We start from the raw sequence: 23,113 nt of genomic DNA, 5'->3' as shown, positions 1-23,113 counted from the left end.
CATTGTTTTAACGGCACGGACCAGACATTCGCGACACGTCTGGTCTTTGCCATTTGATATATTTTTTAGTGAAAGGATGCAACATGGCACAATTAGTAAAAGCTGCACAAGCTGGCTTCGACGAAAAAAATGATGCATTAGTAACGGTTGAACCGATTGCTAGCGGTATCGAAATTGAATTAACATCCAAAGTTATCCGTCAATACGGCGACCAAATTAAATCCGTTGTTTTAAACACAGTTAAAGAAGCTGGTTTTGACGGCGTAAAAGTAATCGTACAAGATAAAAATGCTTGGGATTACACAATTAAAGCTCGCGTATTAGGCGCATTGGAAAGGGGGAGCAAAGCATAATGGCTAACGATAAAACATTCCCAGAAGTTAAAACAAATCCATTAACAGAGGCTGCTAAAAAACGCTTGTCTCGTTCCATGATGTTCGTACCTGGTAATACACCTAAAATGATTAACAGTGCTGATATTCATGGTGCTGACTCCATCATGATTGATATCGAAGATTCCGTGCCTATTACAGAAAAAGATACAGCTCGTCTTTTAACTGCAGAAGCATTGAAATCTCGCAAATTCCGCGCAGAAACAGTTGTTCGTATCAACCATCCTACACAAACTCCTTATGGCTATGACGATCTTGATGTAATTGTTCCAGCTAAACCTGATATGATTCGTTTACCTAAAACGGAAGACGTGTCTGAAGTTGAAATCGTAGCGAAGAAAATTGAAGAAGTAGAAAAAGCTAATGGTTGGCCAGAAGGTACAATCAATATTATCGTAGCTATCGAATCTGTTCGTGGCTTGTACAATGTTCGTGAAATCTGCCATGGCCCTCGCGTAGTTGCTATCGCTCTTGGTGCTGAAGACTACCGTGCTGACCTTCGTACAGGTAAACATAAACCAGCTGTTGAATTATTGTTCGCTCGTCAAACAATTCTTCACGCAGCACGTGAAGCAGGTATCCGCGTAATTGATACTGTATTCTCTGACGTGAAAGACCCACAAGGCTTCCGCGAAGAAGTTGAATTCATTAAAGCGTTGGGTTACGATGGCAAATCTTGTATCCACCCAAGCCAAATCAAAATTATTCACGAAGTATTCACTCCTGACGAAAAAGAAATCGCTCACTCCGTTAAGGTATTGAACAGCTACGCAGATGCATTGCGCAACAACAAAGGTGTAATCTCTGTAGATGGTAAAATGATCGATGGTCCTATCGTAGTTCGTGCACAACGCGTTGTTGATAAAGCACGTGCAGCAGGCATTAAAGTTGAATTAGAGGAAGGAGCAGAATACGATGTTAAATAAAGTAGGTCGCGATATCCCAACAAATATCCCAGCACTAGAAGGTCGCGAAGTATATCAAGGTGAATTCGCTATTGAACCTAAAGCTCATCGCGCAGGTAAACCTGTACACATGAGTCGTGTTGGTACTAATAAAGTACTTGCTTCCATCGATGAAGCAATCGAAAAAGCTGGCGTAAAAGATGGCATGACATTGTCCTTCCATCATCACTTGCGCAATGGCGACTATGTAATGAAAATGGTTATGGAACGCGTTCAAGCAAAAGGCATTAAAGACATTACAATTGCGTCTTCTTCCTTGTCCCCATGCCATGAATTCTTGGTAGAAATGATTCAAGATGGTACTGTAACAGCTATCGAAACATCTGGCTTGCGCGATCGTCTTGGTAAATTCTTGACTCAAAACCCAGGCGTATTGAAACGCCCTGTAGTGATTCGTTCCCACGGTGGCCGTGCTCGTGCTATCGAATCTGGCGAAGTTCATATCGACGTAGCTTTCATGGCTGCTCCTACAGCTGACCCACGTGGTAATGCTACTGGTCGTATGGGTAAATCCGCATGTGGTGCGCTTGGCTATGCTAAAGTTGACTCCCACTATGCAGATACGACTGTTATTATCACAGATAACTTGGTTGACTATGTACACAACTATGCAATCCCTCAAACTGACGTAGATTATGTTGTTGAGGTTGAAAGCATTGGTGATCCAGAAGGTATCGCTTCTGGTGCGGTAGGTTTCACTAAAAACCCTATTCAAATCAAAATTGCTGAATTAGCTGGTGAATTCCTTGACCAAGCTGGCATCATTAAAGATGGTTTCGTATTCCAATTGGGCGCTGGTGGTGCTCCATTGACTGTGGCGAAATTCATCGCTGAAAAACTTCGTAAACGCGGTGAAGTAGGTGGCTTTGCTATCGGTGGTGCTACTGGTATCTTGACTGGTATGCTTGAAGAAGGCTTAATTCGTGCCATTTACGATACTCAAACATTCGATACTACTGCAGCAGCATCCTTGGATAAAAACCCTGCACATATCGAAATGTCCGCTTCCATGTACGCTAACCCATGGACTGACTGCACTACAAACTACCTAGACGTAGTATTCCTTGGTGCTACTGAAATCGACCTTGATTTCAACGTAAACGTAATGACTGACTCCAACGGTGTATTGATGGGCGCTTCCGGCGGTCACTCCGATACAGCAGCAGGTGCTAAATGCACAGTTATTACTTGCCCATTGATCCGCGGCCGCTTGCCAATGATCCGTGATAAAGTAGCTACTGTAATTACACCAGGCTCCTCCGTTGACGTACTCGTTACTGAATACGGTATCGCAATCAACCCAGCTCGTACTGATTTGATTGAACGCTTCAAAGACAGCAACTTGCCTATCTACACAATTGAAGAATTACAACAATTAGCATTCGACTTAGTTGGTAAACCACAAGATATTCCTGTATCTGACAAAGATGAAGACATCATCGCAATCGTAGAATACCGCGATGGCTCTATTATCGACGTGGTTCGCAAACCTCTATAATTAAAATTAAAACACTCTCTATGGTCTTCGGACTGTAGAGAGTGTTTTTACGTTGTATCAAATAATCGAAAATACTTGTAGTTATGTATATAAATGATTGCTATACTCATAAACATTAGATATACTATAAGAGAGAGGGCTTTGTTTTACATTAATTTTTAACTTTAGGAGAGAATATGAGCCAAGTATTTAAACAAGATTTAACAGATGATTCTGTTCGCCCTGGCGGTTTGTTTTTTGTTGAGTTATTAATGCCGAAGCAGTGTGATATGCCTGACCGCGATACAATGGTAGAGGTATTCACAAAGCATTTAGGCCCTGTTGATTGCTTTAGTTATGGCGCTGAATCTGCTGGTTTTGCACCTCAGAATTATAAGGTTCATTATGAAGATAATGATGCCGATGTTCCACCAACATTGATGGTGACGAATTGTGAGAAAATCGACAAACCTGTACTAGATGATTTTGAGCGCAGTCAGGTGTGGGATTGTCCAAATGTAGATGAGTTGCTAGATGAGTGCCAATATAGAGTATTTGCTACAGATATGTTAGCTTCGGGTTTAGAGCCTAAAGAACGGGCTGATATGTTAGTAAAATATGTAGATGCACTGCTAGAGTTATATCCATCTTGTAAGGCCGTTGTCTTTGGTCCATCTCGTAAGTTCTTAAGTCGAGAAACCATTGAAAATCATCCAGATAAAGCTGTAACTCGTTTTATTTATTATGCCGTAAATGTGCGATATTTTAGCATTCAAGGCACAGATGACATGATGGTTGATACGCTTGGTATGAGCACCTTATTCTACCCTGATTTGCAGTATCATTTTCACGGTATGAATCCCGATGAGATTGTAAATCATGCGTATAGTGTGTTGTACTATATCTTTGAGCACGATAATCCTATTGATGACGGGCAAACGATTGCAGGCTTAGAAAATGGAGATATGAATCCAGATATTAAATGGGCGGTTCAGTATGAGGATTCCTTGATTCAACCTCTTCGAACTGTTATAGATATTAATATGGGCGAATATGCATCTGGAACTCGCTAGTTGTAAATCGATGAAAGGTGTGAGCATTATGAATGATCAACGTATTTTTGACATGGAACTTGTGAAAGTCGAAAGTTTGGAGAAAGCTGTTAAGACTCCATTTTATCAAACTGATTCCACAGGTGGTTCAGTATGGGTTATTAAACCTGGGCAAACCCTACCAAAGCATTACCATCATAACTCTGATGATATATGGGTTATATTGCAAGGTAAGGGGGTATTTTATCCAACGCCTGATACAGAGGTGCCTTTTACAAAGGGACAAGTTATAGTATCTAAAAAGGGTGAATGTCATGGCGCAAAAAATACTGGGACAGAAGATGTTATCTTTGTAAGTATCGTTGCTCCTGTGCCTGCTGATTATGATCCTGTTAGTACAAATTAATATGAAAGCACTTTATAGTATTTTCTTATCTTGTGATAGAGATATATTTATACTATAAAGTGCTTTTTGTTTTATACAGTCATTCCTAGCAAATATCCTTTTTCTATTTTTAAAGGCCATTATTTTGGTGTTACTATTCCTATTTGTTATTTCTATATTCTATATAATTCCATTGACAGAGGACTTTTGTTTTCTTAAGATAGTAAGGTATGTAATATCTTAAGTAGTAGAAAGGAATTATATGAACTCATCTACACCAGAGCCTCAAAGTGGGGCCATCGATTTCAAAGACTTTACAAAGCGGCGTATGCTACACGTAGTCTTACCTTTATTTATTGTTTCTATTATTGCCTTCTTAGATCGCGTTAATATTGCCTATGCAGGCTTGACCATGAAAGAGAATTTACCATGGTTAACACCAGAGGTATTCGGTATGGGGGCCGGTATTTTCTTTATTGGCTACGTTTTATTTGAAGTGCCAGCATCCTTAATAGCTGCTCGCTGTAATGCTATGCATTGGGTGGCTCGTATCATGTTTAGTTGGGGTCTCGTATGTATTCTTATGACGACGATGACTACAGAGTTGGAGTTTTATATTTATCGATTCTTACTCGGTCTATGTGAAGCCTCTTTATATCCTGTAATTTATTCGTTACTGATACCGAATTGGTTCTTGCCAAAGGAACGTGCGAAAGCGATCTCATTGATGTTAACATCTTTATTGTTCTCTAACATCATCGGTGGTCCATTGGCAGGTATCTTACTTGATACAACATTCTTTGACCTTCATGGGTGGCGCACACTCTTCATCGTTGAAGCTATTCCAGCTGTTATCTTTGCTTTCATTTTTGCGTTCTGGATGAAAGAACGTCCAGATCATGCATCTTGGGTAACTGATACAGAAAAAGCCTATATCAAGGCTGAACTTGAAAAAGAAGAACAACAAAAGCAAGCTGTAAAGAAATATACTACATGGCAAGCTTTGAAAGATCCAAAAGTATTGCGTTTAGCATTAATCTATTTCTTATGGGTTATTGGTTTCTGGGGCTTTAGCTTCTGGATGCCTCAAGTTCTTAAAAGCTTATCTGGTTGGCCACCAAGCGTAGTAGCATGGTCTATTGCGATTCCCATGTCTGCTGCATTACTTGTACAAGTATATTGTGGTTATTCCTCTGAAAAGCGCAATGAAAAACGTTGGCATGTTGCCACTACATTGTTCATTGGTACTATTGGCTTCTTAGCAACACCACATAGTCCATCCCCAGAAATTAGTTTATTCTTTATCTGCTTAACTGCTGTAGGTGTTTACGGTGGCATGGGTGTATGGTGGACAATGCCAACAACTTTCTTATCTGGTGCTGCTGCGGCAGGGGCGATGGGCCTTATTAACTCCTCTGGTAACATGGGGGGCTGGGTAGGTCCTTACATGCTTGGTTTCATCAATGGTCATACAGGCAGCTTTACTTATGGTTACTATGTAATGGGCGCTTGTATGTTCCTTGCAGCTCTATTGATTTTGACATTGCCTAAATCTATGGAACACAAGGATGACTAAGTAGTCCTGCATCAAATTTCAAAATTAAAAGAGCTATATCTCTAATACATTCACATTGTAGCGAATGTATGGGGTATAGCTCTTTTTCTTTAGTAATAATGCTGTTTTATGTATAATGAGAGTAATAGAATCTACAGGATAAAAAAGAGAGAATAATATGTATAGAACGTTATTTTAGCAACCGTATTAGCAACTTTTACAATAGGCACATCTGTAAATGCTGTATCTTAAACTTAAGGAGACAAAAGATTGAAAGCGTGTAGACCCAAGTTTGATGAAATTTCATCATTTGATGAATTTAATAAATATTATTGGTATCGTGATGAACTTTCACAAATATGTAAATCATTAGGATTAGAATATAGGGGGACAAAACAAGAACTCAATCATATTATTGAGCAGTATTTTAAAGGCAATTTAATTAAAAAATCATCAATAAAAAATAGAAGAAGGCAAGTGGAAACTATTACTTTAGATACACCATTACTTGAATGTAATTTTTCCTTTAATACGAAGTTTAGAGAATATTTCTCTGATTTAATAGGTGTTTCACGATTTAAATTTAATGCTGATATGGCTACTGCCTGGAGAAAAGTAAAAAGTGAAAAAAATACAAGCTTTACAATTGGAGATTTGCTGAAAGTATATTATGGTGAATCAGATTATGCAAAGTATGACAATTCGGTTTGTCAATGGAATCAATTTTTTAAGGATTTTTGTGCAGATGAATGTAGTTGCAACTATTCAAATAAATTAAAAGTAGCATCTATTATTTGGAAAGAAGTTAGAGATTCAAAAAATGAAAAAATTTATTCAAATAATCTTCTAACTGAATATGCATATAAATTAGAAGCGTATCGCAAGTAGAAGCAATTCGTCATTGCAGAGACGTATGGGAAAACGAGTAATTAAATCTATAAAAGAATAATGATAAAAGCACCTTATATCCTATGAGAAGAGTCATTTGTGATGACTTTTGTGTAGGTATAAGGTGCTTTTATTTATTCCTGATTTCTTTATTGACTTTGTTTTGTTACATCCGGCACTTTCCCAGGATTCATATCGAGGTTTAAATCCGTCGATTTGAATGGGGAAGGGTTAGCTTCTGGTGGTTGCACTTTGAGTTCTGGGTGTAACCATTGTAGTTGTTTCAGTTCCCAGTCGTACTTGGCACCGTCGTTTTGTAATTGGCGAATGTCTTTAAAGATACCATCCAGTTGGTCGCTATGTTTATTAGCCATCCCTTCTAGAATGTAAAGGCGACCAGCTACACTATCAACGGAAGAACCATCGTGGTCTTCATCGACACGCCATTGTAGTTCTGAAATTTGTATTTGCTGGAAGATTATAACAATGACCAGCACGATAATAACGCCCCACATGGGTGTTTCTTTAGCTTTCAAAAGGGCCCGCAATTTAGATGCGAGCCCAGATGGTTTATTCATTATTGACGATCCTCAAGTTGTAATCCAGGTAATGGTAATTTTGAATTTACAAAGTCTAACCACAAGCGAGAAGCGTGGGAGAGGTAATGACCTTTTTTCCAAATAACATAAAGTGTATGAATAATTTCTGGTACAAGTGGTCGTACAACGACCTTGGAACCAACCTCTGTATTTTCACCTGCCTCAGGGCAGAGACGAGATGGTAACAATGCGATGGCAAGGTCTGCACTAACTGTTTGCAACATAAGATCACGTTGGCTAGTTTCAAATACGATATGAGGTTGAAAACCTGTATGTTTACAAGCTTTGATGATTTCGTCATGCAAATTAAAGTCATCTTTGTGTAATACGAAAGACTCATCAGCTAGCATTTCTAAACGAATCTCTTTTTCTTTCGCAAGAGGGCTAGATATTGGAACGATAACGGAAAGCGGATCACTAGTGAGGTAGAAGGACTCAAATTCTTTTGGATTTGGTTTCGTACAAATGATACCAATATCAATCAAGCCTTCTTGAACACTAATCTCAACTTTTTTAGAACCTTGTTCATAAAGTTCTAATTCAATTTGTGGATATACTTTTTTGAACTCCCCTAAAAGCTGAGCGAAGATAGGTGCATCGGTAATTGGTGGAATACCAATTCTAATGGAACCTTGCTCCAAACGAAACTCGTTTTCAAAATCAGTTTTTAGATGTTCAAACATGAATACTACGCGTTTTGCGTGGGTTAAGAAGATGGTACCCCCATCAGTAAGTTCTACAGATTTAGCATTACGCATGAAGAGAACAACACCAAGTTCGTCTTCTAAAGCTTTAATAGTACGGCTGATAGCAGATTGGGAGATGTGCAAATTCCGCGCAGCTTTACTAAAGCTTTTTTGATCAGCTACTTCAACGAAGTATTTCAAATGATGAAAATCCATAATTAACCCCCTAAAAATAAAATCTGGTTATGGGAAGTGACCTATACTAAATGAGAATAGTTATTACTATAACGCAATTAGCTATTACTTTATGTAAAGCATGGATAGCAATATTGGCAAAGCGACAGTCATTGTATGTGTTGCGTTGATAGGGCCCAGCACGTTATAATGTGCATATAGGGCTATATCAAGTTATGATATTAGGAATTATGGTTGTGCCCAATACAAAAGTATGTTCACACATAATGCCATATTATATATAACATATATATTATTGCATTATTTTTTCATGTGCGCAAGTTTGTAATGGTTGTTATTCCTAAACATAATGATAGATTAAGCAAGTGTTCTATTTTTGCTAAATGCTTAAGGAGGCAATAATCACATGAGTCGTAAATTTAAAACTATGGACGGCAACCAAGCGGCTGCTCACGTTTCTTATGGTTTTACAGAAGTTGCTGCGATTTACCCAATCACTCCATCTTCCCCAATGCCAGAACACATTGACGAATGGGCTGCGTCTGGTCGTAAAAACATCTTCGGCAACACTGTTCAAGTTGTAGAAATGCAATCTGAAGCAGGTGCTGCTGCCGCAACTCACGGTTCTTTACAAGCTGGTGCATTAACAACAACTTTCACATCTTCCCAAGGTTTGTTATTGATGCTTCCTAACTTATACAAAGTAGCAGGCGAATTACTTCCAGGTGTATTCCAAGTAGCTGCTCGTGCATTGGCTGCACACGCTTTGGCTATCTTCGGTGACCATCAAGACGTAATGGCTGCTCGTGCAGCTGGCTGCGCTATGCTTGCTGAATCCTCCGTACAAGAAGTAATGGACTTGTCCGCTGTAGCTCACTTGACAGCTATTAAAACTCGTGTACCATTCATCAACTTCTTCGACGGTTTCCGTACATCCCATGAAATTCAAAAAATTGAAATCTGGGACTATGAAGATTTGAAACCATTAGTAGATATGGACGCTGTTAAAGCTTTCCGTAAAAATGCTTTGAACCCAGATGCTCCTGTAACTCGTGGTACTGCAGAAAACCCTGACGTTTACTTCCAACATCGCGAAGCATCCAACAAATTCTACTTGAACGTTCCTGACGTTGTAGAACATTACATGAACGAAGTTAACAAATTGGCTGGTACTAACTACCAATTGTTCAACTACCATGGTGCTCCTGATGCAACTGATGTAATCGTAACTATGGGTTCCTCCGCTCAAGTAGTTCAATCCACTGTTGACTACTTAAACAAATTGGGCCGTAAAGTTGGTTTCATCAACGTTCACTTGTTCCGTCCATTCGCAACAGATCGTTTGTTGAAAGCTCTTCCTCAAACAGTAGAACGCATTGCAGTTCTTGACCGTACTAAAGAACCAGGCGCTTTGGCTGAACCATTGTTCTTGGACGTACAAGCTGCTGTAATCGACGGTGGCCGTAACGTAAAAGTTATCGCTGGTCGTTATGGTTTGAGCTCCAAAGACGTTATCCCTGCAGACATCGTATCTGTATTCGATAACTTGGCTGCTGAAAACGGCAAGAAATTCTTCACATTGGGTATCAATGATGATGTTACATTCTTGTCCTTGGATCGTGCTGAAGGCGTAGAAGTTGAAACTCCTGGTTTGACTGAATGTAAATTCTGGGGCTTCGGTTCTGACGGTACTGTAGGTGCGAACAAATCCGCTATCAAAATCATCGGTGACCACACTGACATGTATGCTCAAGCATACTTCGATTACGACTCCAAAAAATCTGGTGGCGTAACAATGTCTCACCTTCGTTTTGGTAAAAACCCAATCAACTTGCCATACTTGGTAACTGAACCTCAATTCGTAGCATGTCACCGTCAATCTTACGTACATGAATACGACTTGATCCGCGGTATCAAAAAAGGCGGTACATTCTTGTTGAACTGTACTTGGTCTCCTGAAGAATTGAACGAACATTTACCTGCTAAATTACGTCGTCAAATCGCAGAAAAAGAATTGAACTTCTACATCATCAACGCTGCGAAAATCGCTTCCGAAATCGGTTTGGGCGGTCGTATCAACATGGTAACTCAAGCTGCATTCTTCAAATTGACTGAAATCATCCCTGTAGATGACGCTGTTAAATACCTTAAAGAATCCGTAGTAACTTCTTACGGTAAAAAAGGTCAAAATATCGTTGACATGAACAACGCTGCTATCGATCAAGGCGTTAACGCTTTGGTAAAAGTAGATGTTCCTGCTGACTGGAAAAACGCTGTTGATGAAGGCGGCCACGCAGTTAAACCTGGTTGCGAATCTTGCCCATCCTTCGTTCAAAACATTGCACAACCAATCAATGCACAAGCTGGTTATGATCTTCCTGTATCCACATTCGCTGGTTACGAAGATGGTACATTACCTGCTGGTACTGCTAAATTCGAAAAACGCGGTCCTGCATTGTTCGTTCCAAAATGGTTACCAGAAAACTGTATCCAATGTAACCAATGTTCCTTCGTATGTCCACATGCTACAATTCGTCCAATCTTGGCAACTGAAGCAGAAGTGGCTGCAGCTCCAGAACATTTCGATACAATCCCTGCATTGGGCGCTAAAGACCTTCAATTCCGTATCGCAGTATCCCCATTAGATTGCTTGGGTTGCGGTAACTGTGTTGATATCTGTCCAGCTCCTAAAGGCAAAGCTATCGTAATGACTTCCATCGATTCCGAAATCGAACAAGCTGAAGCATGGAACTACGGTGTTAACCTTCCTGTAAAAGAAAACCCTATGAAGAAGGAAACTGTTAAAGGTTCCCAATTCGAACAACCATTGTTCGAGTTCTCCGGTGCTTGCGCAGGTTGTGGTGAAACTCCTTACGCTAAATTGTTAACTCAATTGTTCGGCGACCGCATGATGATTGCCAATGCAACTGGTTGTTCCTCTATCTGGGGTGCTTCCATGCCTGCATCTCCATACACAACTAACCAACAAGGTCAAGGTCCTTCTTGGGCAAACTCCTTGTTCGAAGATAATGCTGAGTATGGTTATGGTATGTACATCGGCGTTAAGAAAATTCGTCAACAATTAGTAGAATTAGCTGCTAAAGCTGTAGAAACTGCTACAGGCGAATTGAAAGAAGCTTTGGAACAATGGATCGAATTCGCTAACCTTGGTGCAGCAACTCGTCAACGTTCCGAACGTTTAGTAGCAGCTATCGAAGCTGAAGGTGCTACAACTCCAGAATTAAAAGAAATTCTTGAGAAAAAACAATTCTTGATCAAACGTTCCCACTGGATCTTCGGTGGTGATGGTTGGGCATACGATATCGGCTTCGGCGGTGTTGACCATGTATTAGCTTCCGGCGAAGACATCAACATCTTCGTATTCGATACTGAAGTATACTCCAACACTGGTGGTCAAGCTTCCAAATCCACTAATATCGCAGCAGTTGCTCAATTCGCAGCTTCTGGTAAACGTACTAAGAAAAAAGACCTTGGCATGATGGCTATGTCTTATGGTTATGTATACGTAGCACAAGTAGCTATGGGTGCAGATAAAAACCAATTGATGAAAGCTGTTGCAGAAGCTGAAGCATATCCAGGTCCATCCTTGATCATCGCTTACAGCCCATGTATCAACCATGGTATCAAAGCTGGTATGGGTAAAGCTCAAGAAGAACAACGTAAAGCAGTTGCAGCTGGTTACTGGGATCTTTACAGATACAACCCTCAACTTAAAGAAGAAGGTAAAAATCCATTCTCCTTGGATTCCAAAGAACCAACTGAAAACTTCCAAGACTTCCTTAAAGGTGAAGTTCGTTACGCATCCTTGGCTAAAGCAGCTCCAGATGTTGCAGAAGAATTGTTCGCTAAAACTGAACAAGACGCTAAAGATCGTCGCTTAAGCTATGTTCGCTTACAAAAAGGTTTCGAAGACGTAAAATAATTCGTTATTTAACGACTAAGAACTAATAAGAGGCACCCTTTCGAGGGTGCCTCTTTTGTATATAATCTTGTATATAATATAGTTAACTATATGTGGAATTTATTTTATTGTATCTTAAATTAATGCGGTCATTTCTTGAATAGCTAGTTCCTGAATTACTAATGCTTTCACAATAGGTAATATACTAGGAATTTGATATAATATTAAATAGTTGTGCATATACTACTATGTATATTGTACTGATATATGATTTGATAACTTTAATAGTAAACATAGAGGTGCTTATGGCTAAGGATAATCAACAGATCGCAACAGACGATATGCAACAAACAATATATAAAGAGTTAGGCTATAAATCTTATCCATTTCCTTTTACTACACCTGCTTATTTGGAAGCGTATGGTACACTTGTAGGTCTTAAGCCACCAACGGCTAAAACAGCACGTGTACTTGAATTAGGTGCTACATATGGGGGAAATATTATTTCTCAAGCTGTGCATAATCCAGAAGCAACATTTATAGGTATTGAGCTTTCCCAAGATCAAGTAGAGAAGGGCAACAAAATTATTAGTGATGCCAAGTTAGATAATGTATCTCTATTGCAAGGGGATATTTTGAACTTTGACGAATCCTTAGGAAACTTTGATTATATTATTGCCCATGGTTTTTACTCTTGGATTAGCGATGAAATGAAGGATAAGTTGCTTGATATTATATCCCATCATTTGGCTGATAATGGCATTGCATATGTATCCTATAATACATACCCAGGTTGGCATACGATGGAAGAGGTTCGTCAACTTATGCTATTTGCTAATCGTGGTTATGATGAGTTGACTCATAAGGAAAAGGTATTACGCGGTAAAACTGTAGGTAGTCTAGTAGGTGCTCAAATTCTTAATTATGATAACCTTAAAGAGCGTAATAGTAAATTCTTAGGTGCCTTGCGTTCCGTTATGCAAAAGGATGATTATTATGTAGGTCATGACCATTTAGAACCTCATAATGATCCATGTTACTTCTATCAATTCAATGATCATTTAAAAGCTCACAATCTTAGCTATGTATGTGATGCAGATTTAACATTATCCATGGTTCGTACCTATGATGAAAGCATCGCCGATAAACTTGAAAAATTGGCTCCTAATAGCCAAGCTGATCAAGAACAATATTTAGACTTTATGCTTGATACAACATTCCGCAAGTCTATTATTTGCAAAGAAAGTGCTGCAAAGGATATTAGCTATGATATAGCTAATCCAGATAAGGTGAATACAGTACCTGTACGGTCTATCGTAAATAGTTTTGTATTCCAAATCCTCTTTGATGAAGAAGCATTAAAAATGTTTGAAAATGAGCTTGTACGAGATACATTCCAAGCGCTCATTAAAGATGGAGGCACTTTCAATATGATCGAAGCCCTTGCCATTTTAAAAGCTGCTCATGATACTGCTAATGCATCTGAAGATGACTTAGAATCAGCTGTATGTAGTTTATATAAAGCTATCGTTGAACATATGGTACGCGGTGGTATTCGATTCTATAAAACATTCCCTGATAAACAGGAATATATGGAGGGCTTATCCTATGTACCAGCTCGTTTTACAAACTTTGTAAAAGCTATTGCTGATGGTGGTAGTGAATATATTTATGGTGCAAATATGTTCAATGACGCTGTTGGTGATATTTCTGAAGAAGATTTATTGTTCATGGAATTATTGAATAAGCCTAAAGCCAAGTCTACGATGATTAAGAAGATTAAAGATTCTCTCTTTAGCGTTGATAAGGCCCAAACTGGTAAACATCAAAATGCCATGGCGGAAGCATTCTATAATGAATTGACGAAGCGTATGGAGCAATTAGGCTTTATTAGAAGTAAGAAAAATGATGGTCTTTCGTAATTCGTTTTAAATTTCTAAGATAATATTTTGGTGATTCATATAATCTTCAGAATAAATATAAAACCCATTATACTTATAACATTTATGTGTATTAAGTAGTAATGGGTTTTTGTTTTATATAATTTAATTTAATCTTTTTTAATAATTATTACATTTAGTTATTTAATATTGCCAAAAAAGTATAGTAAATCGATAAAATTAATGAGAAATAAATGAACCATATATGAAAAGTGTGGTATACTATGTATGGGTATTTTTGTGAACATCATCCGATGTGTTGTGGATGATATTATAAATTGTATTAGTTACAATGTTGTTTTTATTGTATTATTTGTAAAAGGAGTCTTTTATGGCATCTAAGAAGGCCGTTCTAGTATATATACTAGAAATCCTGAAAAGTGAAACGGATGCTAATCATACTTTATCTCAAGAGGAGATTCGCAGTATATTAGCCGAGCGGTACGAGGTATCCGTCGATCGGAAGACCTTAGGCCGTCATTTAAATGATTTATATGAATCTGGTGATTTTGGTATTCAATGTGAAGAGTCTGCCGTAGGATCGGATGGTACTATTCGCCGTACTGATTTCTATATGATTCATACCTTTGAAGATTCAGAATTGAGATTATTAATTGACGGTATTTTGGCATCTCGTCATATTACCGCATCTCAACGTAAGGATTTAATTAGTCGTGTTGCTAAATTGGGTAGCTCTCATTTCAAGCCCCATGGTATTGATATTGAAAGTGCTACGGGTTACCTTCATAGAAGTCAGGACTTATTCCTTAATATTGATCTCATAGAAGAAGCGATACAAAAGGGAAGAAAAATTTCCTTGGCTTATTGCCAACCTGACGTGGATAAACGATTACATATCAATCTTGGTCCAGATAATAAGGAGCGAAAGTATGTATTCAATCCATTCCAACTAGTTATGAATCGGGGACACTATTACCTAGTTGGGAACCATGAAAATTATGATGACATGTCTACATTGCGTGTCGATCGAATTGCACACATTACGGTGCTGAGCGAACGTAGAAAACCTTTGCGGGAGATAAAGGGCTATAATCAGCAACGCACCTTTAATGTATCACAATATGTAAAAGAACATATTTACATGTTCGGCGGTGAATCCGTTACCGTAAGTTTTAAGGCAAAGCGGTCTATTGTAAACCAAATTTTAGATTGGTTTGATGGCAATGTGGAATTTACCAACGTCACATCTGATGATGTTGTATGCCGTGTACGTGTAAATCATGATGCCTTTAAGTATTGGGCACTTCAATATATGCAAAGTGTAAAAGTACTTTCACCAGCATCCTTGGTAGCAGAAGTGAAAGAAGCTATTAAGGAAGGCTTAGCACAATACTCATAATAAAAGAGCTAGTTGATCGTTGAATCAACTAGCTCTATTTTTATGTATGCTATTTTAAACGTCCGATTTCTGATTTATAGAACATGCATTTTTTCTGCTTCGCGATAGTCCTTAAGAACTGGACGAGGAGGTAATTTACCCATGATACTCACTACATAGATAGCGATGGAAGAGAAGAGGAAGCCTGGCACGATTTCGTATAGACCAAGGAATTCAAATTGTTTCCAAATTAGTACTGTTAAACCACCAACTACGATACCAGCGATACAGCCATGACGTGTCATGCGTTTCCAGAACAAGGAGAACAAGATGGCTGGACCAAAGGCAGCACCAAAGCCTGCCCATGCATAGGCAACCATTGTTAAGATGTAGCTATCTGGATCCATTGCCATATAGATGGCAATCAATGCTACGATAAGTACTACGATACGGCTTACTAGTACAAGCTCCTTATCGCCTGCTTTAGGATGAATAATATTTGCATAGAGGTCATTAGCAATAGCGGAAGCTGTTACTAACAATTGTGCAGAGGCAGTACTCATGATAGCTGCAAGTACTGCAGACCAGATGAGACCTGCTACAAATGGTGTAAAGAGACGCTCTGTCATGATAAGGAATACAGTTTCTGCATCAGTGCCTACCAATTTATCTGGCAACATATATACGTGACCAATGAGGCCAACTGCAATGGCTGCCATAAGGGATAAGATAACCCAAACCATGGCGATGTTTGTAGATTTCTTAAGCTCTTTAGCATCAGAGATAGCCATGAATCTTACGAGGATATGAGGTTGACCGAAGTAGCCAAGCCCCCAACCAAGAGAAGAAATCAAGCCAATAATCCAAGTGAACCAATCAGATGGATCACCGAATAGGCTAAGTCCTTGAGGAAACTCGTGTTGAATAAGTTGGAATGTTTCAATAGGACCACCCATAAACATGGCAGCTGTAATTGGTACCGCTAAGATAGCGAAGAACATCAATGCCCCTTGAATACAATCTGTCCAAGATACGGCGAGGAAGCCGCCGAGGAATGTGTAGAATACGACGATACCCGCTGTAATAAATAGAGATACAGTGTAATCAAGACCAAAGATGGTGTTGAACAGTTTGCCACCTGCTACGAATCCTGATGATGTATAAATCAAGAAGAAAATCAAGATAAATAGGGCGGAGATAACGGCTACCGAATGAGATTGATCGTGGAAACGATTTTTTAAATAGTCCGGTAAAGTTAAACTGTCACTAGCTACCTCAGTATGGTTACGCAAGCGTCTAGAAACAAATTTCCAGTTTGCCCATGTACCTAATGTGAGACCTACGGCAATCCATACACCAGAAATCCCCGTAGTATACGCTAGGCCAGGCACCCCCATGAGCATCCAACCACTCATATCTGATGCTTCCGCACTAAGTGCTGTAATCCATGGTCCTAGTTGTCGGCCACCGAGAATGTAATCACCAATGCTGTTAGATTTCCTGTAATAGTAGACCCCGATATACATCATGAGTCCTAGGTATAAGGCAAAGGCGATGATAATCATTAAGTTGTCTTGTGTCATGCCTATATAAGACCTCCTTAGGTTAAATTTTAGGTTAAATTTTCATTCTATAGTATTATAAATAATTCTTATTGTATCATATATTAGCACTTTAGAGTGTAAAAATTTTGTGAGATTCTATTGATTTCTATACGAATTTTAAGCATATACTTTCATCTTGGGTATTAGACGGTTAACCTATAAATCGTATATACTAATAAACCGAAAATACTCGAAATATGATAAAATAATAGAATGGAAAAATGACACGTGAAAGGAGGTACTCATGGATCAACAGGGGACAAGAAAACAAGAAAATCTAAAACAACCAGTTGTGACAAAACAACAAGCACTACGCATGTTAGAAACTTACTTTGGGTATACCTCCTTTAGACCGGCTCAAGAGGCTCCCATTGCCTCCTTATTACGCAATGAAGATGTAATCGGTATCATGCCGACGGGGGCAGGTAAGTCTATCTGTTTTCAGATACCTGCACTCTGCAAATCGGGGCTTACTATCGTATTTTCACCACTGATTTCTCTTATGAAAGACCAAGTAGATGGCTTGTTAGTGCAGAATATACCAGCAGCGCTCATCAATAGTACGCTTACGCAAGCGGAGTTTAATAAAACGATGTACGAAGTGCGTAGCGGTAAGATTAAACTCTTATATATTGCACCGGAGCGACTAGGTTCTAATTTCTTCTGTAATGTGCTAAGAGCGTTGCCTATTGCTCAAGTCATTGTGGACGAGGCTCATTGTATCTCCGAGTGGGGCCATGACTTTAGACCGTCCTATCGCCTCATCGGTGAGTGGCTGAATTCACTGCCTAAAAGGCCTATTGTAGGTGCTTTCACAGCGACGGCGACGAAATATGTAGAAAATGATATCAAGAAACTATTAGGTTTAGATAATGCGAATGTGTACGTAACGGGCTTTGATCGGCCTAATTTATCCTTCTCTGTCATCCGTACACCTAAGCGCATGGATTATGTGGTTCACTATGTACGCCAACATGCCAATGAAAATGGTATTATTTACTGTGCGACGCGTAAGGATGTAGATCGAGTGTACGAAAATCTAACCCGTGCAGGCATTAAGGTGGGCCATTATCATGGAGGTCTCAGCGATGAGGTGCGCCGTGAGATGCAAAATGCTTATGCAGATGATAAACTACAGGTCATGGTGGCTACCAATGCCTTTGGTATGGGTATCGACAAGAGTAATGTGCGCTATGTGTTGCATTACCAAATGCCGCGCAACATGGAGTCCTACTATCAAGAGGCGGGCCGTGCAGGTCGCGATGGAGCTCCTGCAGAATGTATCTTGCTCTACAGTGGGCAGGATGTACAGGTTCATAAATATTTGATTGAACAGTCCATCGAGACACCTGAGCGACAAGAGGTGGAGCTCCGCAAGTTACAGTCTATGATTGATTACTGTTTCTGCAGTAATTGTTTACGTAAATATATGCTTAACTATTTTGGTGAAAGCACCGTTTGGACTACTTGCGATAATTGTAGTTCCTGTAAAGGCTCCGGTGATAAGGTAAATGTAACAAAAGAGGCAAAGGCTATCTTCCGTGCTATTATGGGCACTGATGAGCGCTATGGTGCTTCTATGATTACCTCTATCGTGCGCGGTGAGCGAACTGATCGCATTATGCGAGCAGGCCACGATGCACTCCCTGTATTTGGTTTACTAAGTAATGTAGACGAGAAATCTATTAAAGGGCTCATTCAACAATTTGTAGCTTCTGGTTATTTGCGTAGTTCTTCAGGTAAGTATCCTGTGCTATCTTTGACGGCTGGCGCTGAGGAGGTCCTCGGTGGGCATAAAGAGGTGGAGGAAATCAGGCAACATGTGTCTGTACCATCTAGAACTAGTCGGTCTACGTCTACTACATCACGAGGAAAATCTAGTTCTGGGGCGGGTGGTTTATTTGAACATTTACGACAACATCGCAAGCGCTTAGCCGAAGAGGCAGGGCTTCGACCATATCTTATCTTCCCCGATACAGTGCTTATTGACCTAGCCAATTTACGACCCACTACATTAGGTGAGTTTGGCAATGTTAAGGGTGTAGGGGAAGCAAAATTGAAAAAATATGGCCTCAGTTTTTTACAGGCCATTGCAGAATATAAGGGATAATAAATTTTACTGTATATATGGTAGTACTATGTATTTTTTAGTATGATAGTACTATATATTGTAAGATATAGGTTAGTATTATTCGACGTATTATACATAGATTTAGGGGGACATATGAGTCTAGCAGATACACAATACCTCGGTATTATTGAAAATATTTTAGAACATGGCACGTATGGTCAAAACCGTACCGGTGTTGCAACTTATAAATTGCCACATCAAATTATGCAATTTGACTTGCAAGAGGAATTCCCAATTTTAACTACAAAATTTGTAGCTTTCAAAACGGCGGTAAAAGAATTGTTATGGATTTGGCAAATGCAGTCTAACGATGTACGTAAATTACAAGAAATGAACGTGCGCGTATGGGATGAGTGGATGCGTGAAGATGGTACCATTGGTAAGGCCTATGGTTACCAAATTGCAAAGTACAAACAACTTGATAATCTCATCAAGACTATCAAGGAAGATCCTGATAGCCGTCGTATGATTGTTACATTGTGGAATATTGAAGATTTAGATGATATGGCATTGCAACCATGTGCGTATGAAACATTATGGGATGTAGCTGATGGACACTTGAACTGCATGCTCATTCAACGCAGTGGCGATATGGGCCTTGGCGTTCCATTCAATACCGCTCAATATGCAGCGTTACAATGTATGATCGCTCAAGTAACAGGTCTCAAACCTGGTAAATTTACTCATGTTATCAACAATGCTCATGTCTATGAAAACCATGTAGAAGCATTGCGCGAGCAGTTAGCACGTCGCGATCAAGCGTTGCCAGCTCCAAAAATTATTGTGAATCCTGAAATAAAAGACTTTTATGATTTCACACCAGAGGACATTACATTAGACGGGTATGAACATCTAGGTAAACTGTCCATGACTGTTGCCGTATAGAACTGAGTTCATGTCCATAGCTAAATGGAATTATATGTATGACTGTTGCTATATAGTATTAATCGAAAGAGGCCGATATGTTAGCATTAATCGTAGCCGTAGCACATAATCGTGTGATCGGTAAAGATAATACCTTGATTTGGCACTTGCCGAATGATTTGAAATTCTTTAAAGAGAAAACTACAGGTCATGTCATCATTATGGGCCGTAAGACCTTTGAAAGTTTGCCGTTCTTGTTGCCAAATCGTGAGCACTGGGTGATTACCCGTGATAAGGGCTTTGATGCGCCAGAAGGAGTTAAGATTTTCCATAGTCCTGAGGCGGCTGCAGAAGCAGCGCGTGTTCTTGATGCGGCCTATGTTATCGGCGGTGCTCAAGTATACGAGGCTTTCTTGCCTTACGTAGATACGATGTACATTACAGAAGTAGACCACGAATTTGAAGGGGATGCATTTTTCCCAGAGTTCTCAGAGGAGGCTTTCACCCTTGAATCCGTTGTAGACGGCGTGGTGGATGAGAAGAATACATATCCTCATCGTTTTGTAACCTATCGCAGAAAGGCATCTAAATGAGTGAAAGAATGTTTGCCATTATAGGCAGTGAATTAAATGTTAAGCCAAAGCAGGTGCAAGCTGCCGTAGAATTATTAGACGAAGGCAATACGGTGCCATTTATTGCGCGTTACCGTAAAGAGGTAACGGGCGAATTGCAAGATGAGCAATTGCGCACCATTGAAGAACGCATTAAATATCTGCGCAACTTGGAAACACGTCGCCAAGAAATCATTGCATCTATTACAGAGCAAGAAAAGATGACCGACGAGTTGATGAAAGCCTTAGAGGCTGCCACAAAGCTTCAAGAATTAGAGGATTTGTATTTACCGTATCGTCCTAAGAAACGTACACGCGCCATGATTGCCCGTGAACGAGGCTTAGAGCCGTTGGCGGAAATGATCCTTAATGATACGGTTACCTCTGGTGATCCATTAGAGATTGCTAAAGACTTTGTAACGGAAGAGGTGCCAACCCCAGAAGACGCTATTCAAGGTGCATCTGATATCGTAGCGGAAATCGTTAGTGATAGTGCTGACTTCCGTGCGTACTTGCGTAAAAAGATGTGGAACGAAGGCTTTATTCAAGCTGAGTTAACCGGTGACGAAGAGGTACAACAACAATTCTTGCAATATGCAGAATATGCGGAGCCTGTTCGTCAAATGCCGTCTCACCGTATCTTGGCCGTTAATCGCGGTGAAAAATTAGGGGCCTTAAAATTAGCCCTTACCGTACCGGGCGATACATATGTTGCTTATATGGTGCAAAAGTTAGAGAAAAATCCAAAGTCTATCTTCGTAGATTATAAAGCCGCGGCCGTAGCAGATGCGTACAAACGTTTAATTTTCCCTGCTCTAGAGCGCGATATCCGCAATGAGTTGACGGAAAATGCGGACGAGCAAGCTATCAAGGTGTTTGGTGTAAACCTTAAAAACCTATTGTTACAACCACCTTTGGCAGGCCATGTTATTATGGGACTTGACCCTGGTTACCGCACAGGTTGTAAGATGGCCATCATCGATCAACAAGGTAATGTGCTCGATTACGGTGCCTACTATTTAACAAATAGTGAAAAGCTTCGCAAGGAAGCACAAAAGGTATTGGCTGATAAAATTCGTAAGTTCAAAGTTACCCTCTTATCTATCGGTAATGGTACTGCATCCTACGAAACAGAGCAGTTTGCATCTACTATGATTGAAGAGGAGAAATTAGACTGCCACTACATCATTACTAATGAAGCAGGTGCATCTGTGTACTCCGCATCTAAATTGGCTATCGATGAATTACCAGATTTAGACGTAACAATTCGCGGTGCCGTATCCATTGCACGCCGCGTGCAAGATCCATTGGCTGAATCCGTTAAAATTGATCCTAAATCTATCGGCGTAGGTCAATACCAACATGACGTAAACCAAAAACAATTGACTCATACCTTAGATCAAGTCGTTGAAACTGTAGTAAACCACGTTGGGGTAGAGCTCAATACTGCATCTCCTGCTATTTTGCAACATATTGCAGGTATTTCTAGTACAGTGGCTAAAAATATCGTTGCATATCGTCAAGAGAATGGTGTATTTAAAAGCCGTAAAGAATTGTTGAAAGTACCTCGCTTAGGCCCTGCGGCGTTTACACAATGTGCGGGCTTCCTTCGCTTGCAACACGGTAAAAATCCATTAGATAATACATCTGTCCATCCTGAGTCTTATGAATTGGCAGAACGCATTATTGGTGAATTAGGTTTTACCTTGAAAGATTTGCAAGACAAAGCGCAATTGGAAGCATTACAAGTGAAATTACCACTTGTTGATGCCGGAAAAATGGCCGCAAAACTCGATGCAGGTGTACCAACAGTACGAGATATCTTAGGGGCTTTGGCAAAACCAGGTCGTGACCCTCGTGAAGATTTGCCAGCACCACTTACTAGAAAACATGTAGTAAGCCTTGAAGATATTCAAGTTGGTACTGTTGTAAAAGGTACTGTTCACAACGTAGTTGATTTTGGTGCCTTTGTAGACTTTGGTCTTAAAACTAATGGTCTTTTACATCGCAGTGAATTATGTAATAGCCGTCAACATCCATCTGATGTGCTGGCTGTAGGCGATATCATTGAAGCTCAAATTATTTCTGTTGATGTAAAACGTAATCGTATCGGTTTATCTGTAAAAGCATTACAACTAGAAAAGCCAAAGAATAGCGATAATAACCGAAACAGAAATAACAACGGACAACGCCGAAACAACGATCGTAATAATAACCGAAACAATAACCGTAACAATAACCGTAACAATAACCGTAACAATGGTGGTCGTCAAAACAATTAGTATCAATTGAATTATATTATTGAGAAATACTTTTGACTAAAAGTCATTGTACACAAAACCGCACTCACTATGGATTTTGAGGGTGCGGTTTTTCTATATAACTTAAAACTATGTATAATAATGCAGAACAGATATATCGAAAATGATATATCTGATTGAAATATTTAGATATAAGGAGTATGATGAAATCACAGAGGAAATCTTCCTCAATCTATATTCCTACATA

17 protein-coding genes are annotated in these 23,113 nt (G+C 39.6%); 14 read left to right on the top strand and 3 right to left on the bottom strand.

Annotated features, from left to right (window positions below; translation table 11 throughout):
- The first annotated feature begins 83 nt into the window (after positions 1 to 83).
- The 7 genes from citD (at position 84) to VEIT17_RS06960 (ending at position 6,714) form a co-directional block, all read left to right on the top strand.
- The gene (gene citD / locus VEIT17_RS06990) at positions 84 to 353 is read left to right on the top strand and encodes a citrate lyase acyl carrier protein (RefSeq protein WP_009351290.1); all 270 of its coding nucleotides are present in this window, start codon (positions 84 to 86) and stop codon (positions 351 to 353) included.
- Complete coding sequence (locus VEIT17_RS06985; RefSeq protein WP_004695279.1) at positions 353 to 1,318, top strand: HpcH/HpaI aldolase/citrate lyase family protein; 966 nt, start codon at positions 353 to 355, stop codon at positions 1,316 to 1,318. The genes citD and VEIT17_RS06985 overlap by 1 nt, the downstream gene beginning before the upstream one ends.
- Positions 1,308 to 2,855, top strand: a complete 1,548-nt coding sequence (gene citF / locus VEIT17_RS06980) for a citrate lyase subunit alpha (RefSeq protein WP_178885423.1) — start codon at positions 1,308 to 1,310, stop codon at positions 2,853 to 2,855. Before VEIT17_RS06985 ends, citF begins: the two co-directional genes overlap by 11 nt.
- A 176-nt stretch (positions 2,856 to 3,031) precedes the next feature.
- Positions 3,032 to 3,907 (top strand): DUF4261 domain-containing protein, encoded by an 876-nt coding sequence (locus VEIT17_RS06975; RefSeq protein WP_155086597.1) that lies wholly within the window; start codon positions 3,032 to 3,034, stop codon positions 3,905 to 3,907.
- 28 nt (positions 3,908 to 3,935) lie between these two features.
- The gene (locus VEIT17_RS06970) at positions 3,936 to 4,292 is read left to right on the top strand and encodes a cupin domain-containing protein (protein WP_178885421.1); all 357 of its coding nucleotides are present in this window, start codon (positions 3,936 to 3,938) and stop codon (positions 4,290 to 4,292) included.
- Between the two features lie 241 nt (positions 4,293 to 4,533).
- The gene (locus VEIT17_RS06965; RefSeq protein WP_178885419.1) at positions 4,534 to 5,847 is read left to right on the top strand and encodes an MFS transporter; all 1,314 of its coding nucleotides are present in this window, start codon (positions 4,534 to 4,536) and stop codon (positions 5,845 to 5,847) included.
- A 249-nt stretch (positions 5,848 to 6,096) separates the two neighbouring features.
- A complete protein-coding gene (locus tag VEIT17_RS06960) occupies positions 6,097 to 6,714 on the top strand; it encodes an SAP domain-containing protein (protein WP_178885417.1) in 618 nt (205 codons plus the stop codon).
- A 149-nt stretch (positions 6,715 to 6,863) separates the two neighbouring features.
- Here the strand turns inward: VEIT17_RS06960 and VEIT17_RS06955 are convergent, their stop codons facing one another.
- Together VEIT17_RS06955 and VEIT17_RS06950 are read right to left on the bottom strand one after the other, a co-directional pair.
- A complete protein-coding gene (locus VEIT17_RS06955; RefSeq protein ID WP_178885415.1) occupies positions 6,864 to 7,292 on the bottom strand; it encodes a hypothetical protein in 429 nt (142 codons plus the stop codon).
- The gene (locus VEIT17_RS06950) at positions 7,292 to 8,215 is read right to left on the bottom strand and encodes a LysR family transcriptional regulator (RefSeq protein ID WP_024065776.1); all 924 of its coding nucleotides are present in this window, start codon (positions 8,213 to 8,215) and stop codon (positions 7,292 to 7,294) included. Before VEIT17_RS06950 ends, VEIT17_RS06955 begins: the two co-directional genes overlap by 1 nt.
- 385 nt (positions 8,216 to 8,600) lie before the next feature.
- Between VEIT17_RS06950 and nifJ the strand changes: the two genes are divergently transcribed.
- The 3 genes from nifJ to VEIT17_RS06935 all read left to right on the top strand — a co-directional run bounded on the left by nifJ (position 8,601) and on the right by VEIT17_RS06935 (position 15,416).
- A complete protein-coding gene (gene nifJ / locus VEIT17_RS06945) occupies positions 8,601 to 12,137 on the top strand; it encodes a pyruvate:ferredoxin (flavodoxin) oxidoreductase (RefSeq protein ID WP_156718891.1) in 3,537 nt (1,178 codons plus the stop codon).
- 284 nt (positions 12,138 to 12,421) lie between these two features.
- Entirely contained in the window at positions 12,422 to 14,038 is a 1,617-nt protein-coding gene (locus VEIT17_RS06940) for a methyltransferase regulatory domain-containing protein (RefSeq protein WP_178885414.1), read from the top strand.
- A 349-nt stretch (positions 14,039 to 14,387) separates the two neighbouring features.
- On the top strand, positions 14,388 to 15,416 hold the full coding sequence (locus VEIT17_RS06935; protein WP_024066882.1) for a helix-turn-helix transcriptional regulator: 1,029 nt from the start codon (positions 14,388 to 14,390) through the stop codon (positions 15,414 to 15,416).
- A gap of 74 nt (positions 15,417 to 15,490) precedes the next feature.
- On the opposite strand, the gene putP is transcribed toward VEIT17_RS06935, so the two are convergent.
- Positions 15,491 to 16,978 (bottom strand): sodium/proline symporter PutP, encoded by a 1,488-nt coding sequence (putP, locus tag VEIT17_RS06930; protein ID WP_178885411.1) that lies wholly within the window; start codon positions 16,976 to 16,978, stop codon positions 15,491 to 15,493.
- Positions 16,979 to 17,243: 265 nt separating this feature from the next.
- Here putP and recQ point away from each other — a divergent pair, with 265 nt between their 5' ends.
- The 4 genes from recQ to VEIT17_RS06910 all read left to right on the top strand — a co-directional run bounded on the left by recQ (position 17,244) and on the right by VEIT17_RS06910 (position 22,887).
- Complete coding sequence (gene recQ, locus VEIT17_RS06925; protein WP_178885409.1) at positions 17,244 to 19,109, top strand: DNA helicase RecQ; 1,866 nt, start codon at positions 17,244 to 17,246, stop codon at positions 19,107 to 19,109.
- Between the two features lie 114 nt (positions 19,110 to 19,223).
- Positions 19,224 to 20,015, top strand: coding sequence for a thymidylate synthase (locus tag VEIT17_RS06920; RefSeq protein ID WP_178885407.1), 792 nt, complete (start codon positions 19,224 to 19,226; stop codon positions 20,013 to 20,015).
- 77 nt (positions 20,016 to 20,092) lie between these two features.
- Positions 20,093 to 20,587: a dihydrofolate reductase gene (locus VEIT17_RS06915; protein ID WP_178885405.1), complete on the top strand. Its 495-nt coding sequence runs from the start codon at positions 20,093 to 20,095 to the stop codon at positions 20,585 to 20,587.
- Positions 20,584 to 22,887, top strand: a complete 2,304-nt coding sequence (locus tag VEIT17_RS06910) for a Tex family protein (protein ID WP_242013244.1) — start codon at positions 20,584 to 20,586, stop codon at positions 22,885 to 22,887. Before VEIT17_RS06915 ends, VEIT17_RS06910 begins: the two co-directional genes overlap by 4 nt.
- Positions 22,888 to 23,113: the final 226 nt, after the last annotated feature.

Source organism: Veillonella nakazawae (assembly GCF_013393365.1).
Classification (GTDB): domain Bacteria; phylum Bacillota; class Negativicutes; order Veillonellales; family Veillonellaceae; genus Veillonella; species Veillonella nakazawae.
Note: the sequence above shows the minus strand (reverse complement) of the source record. Positions and strands in the feature narration are given on the sequence as shown.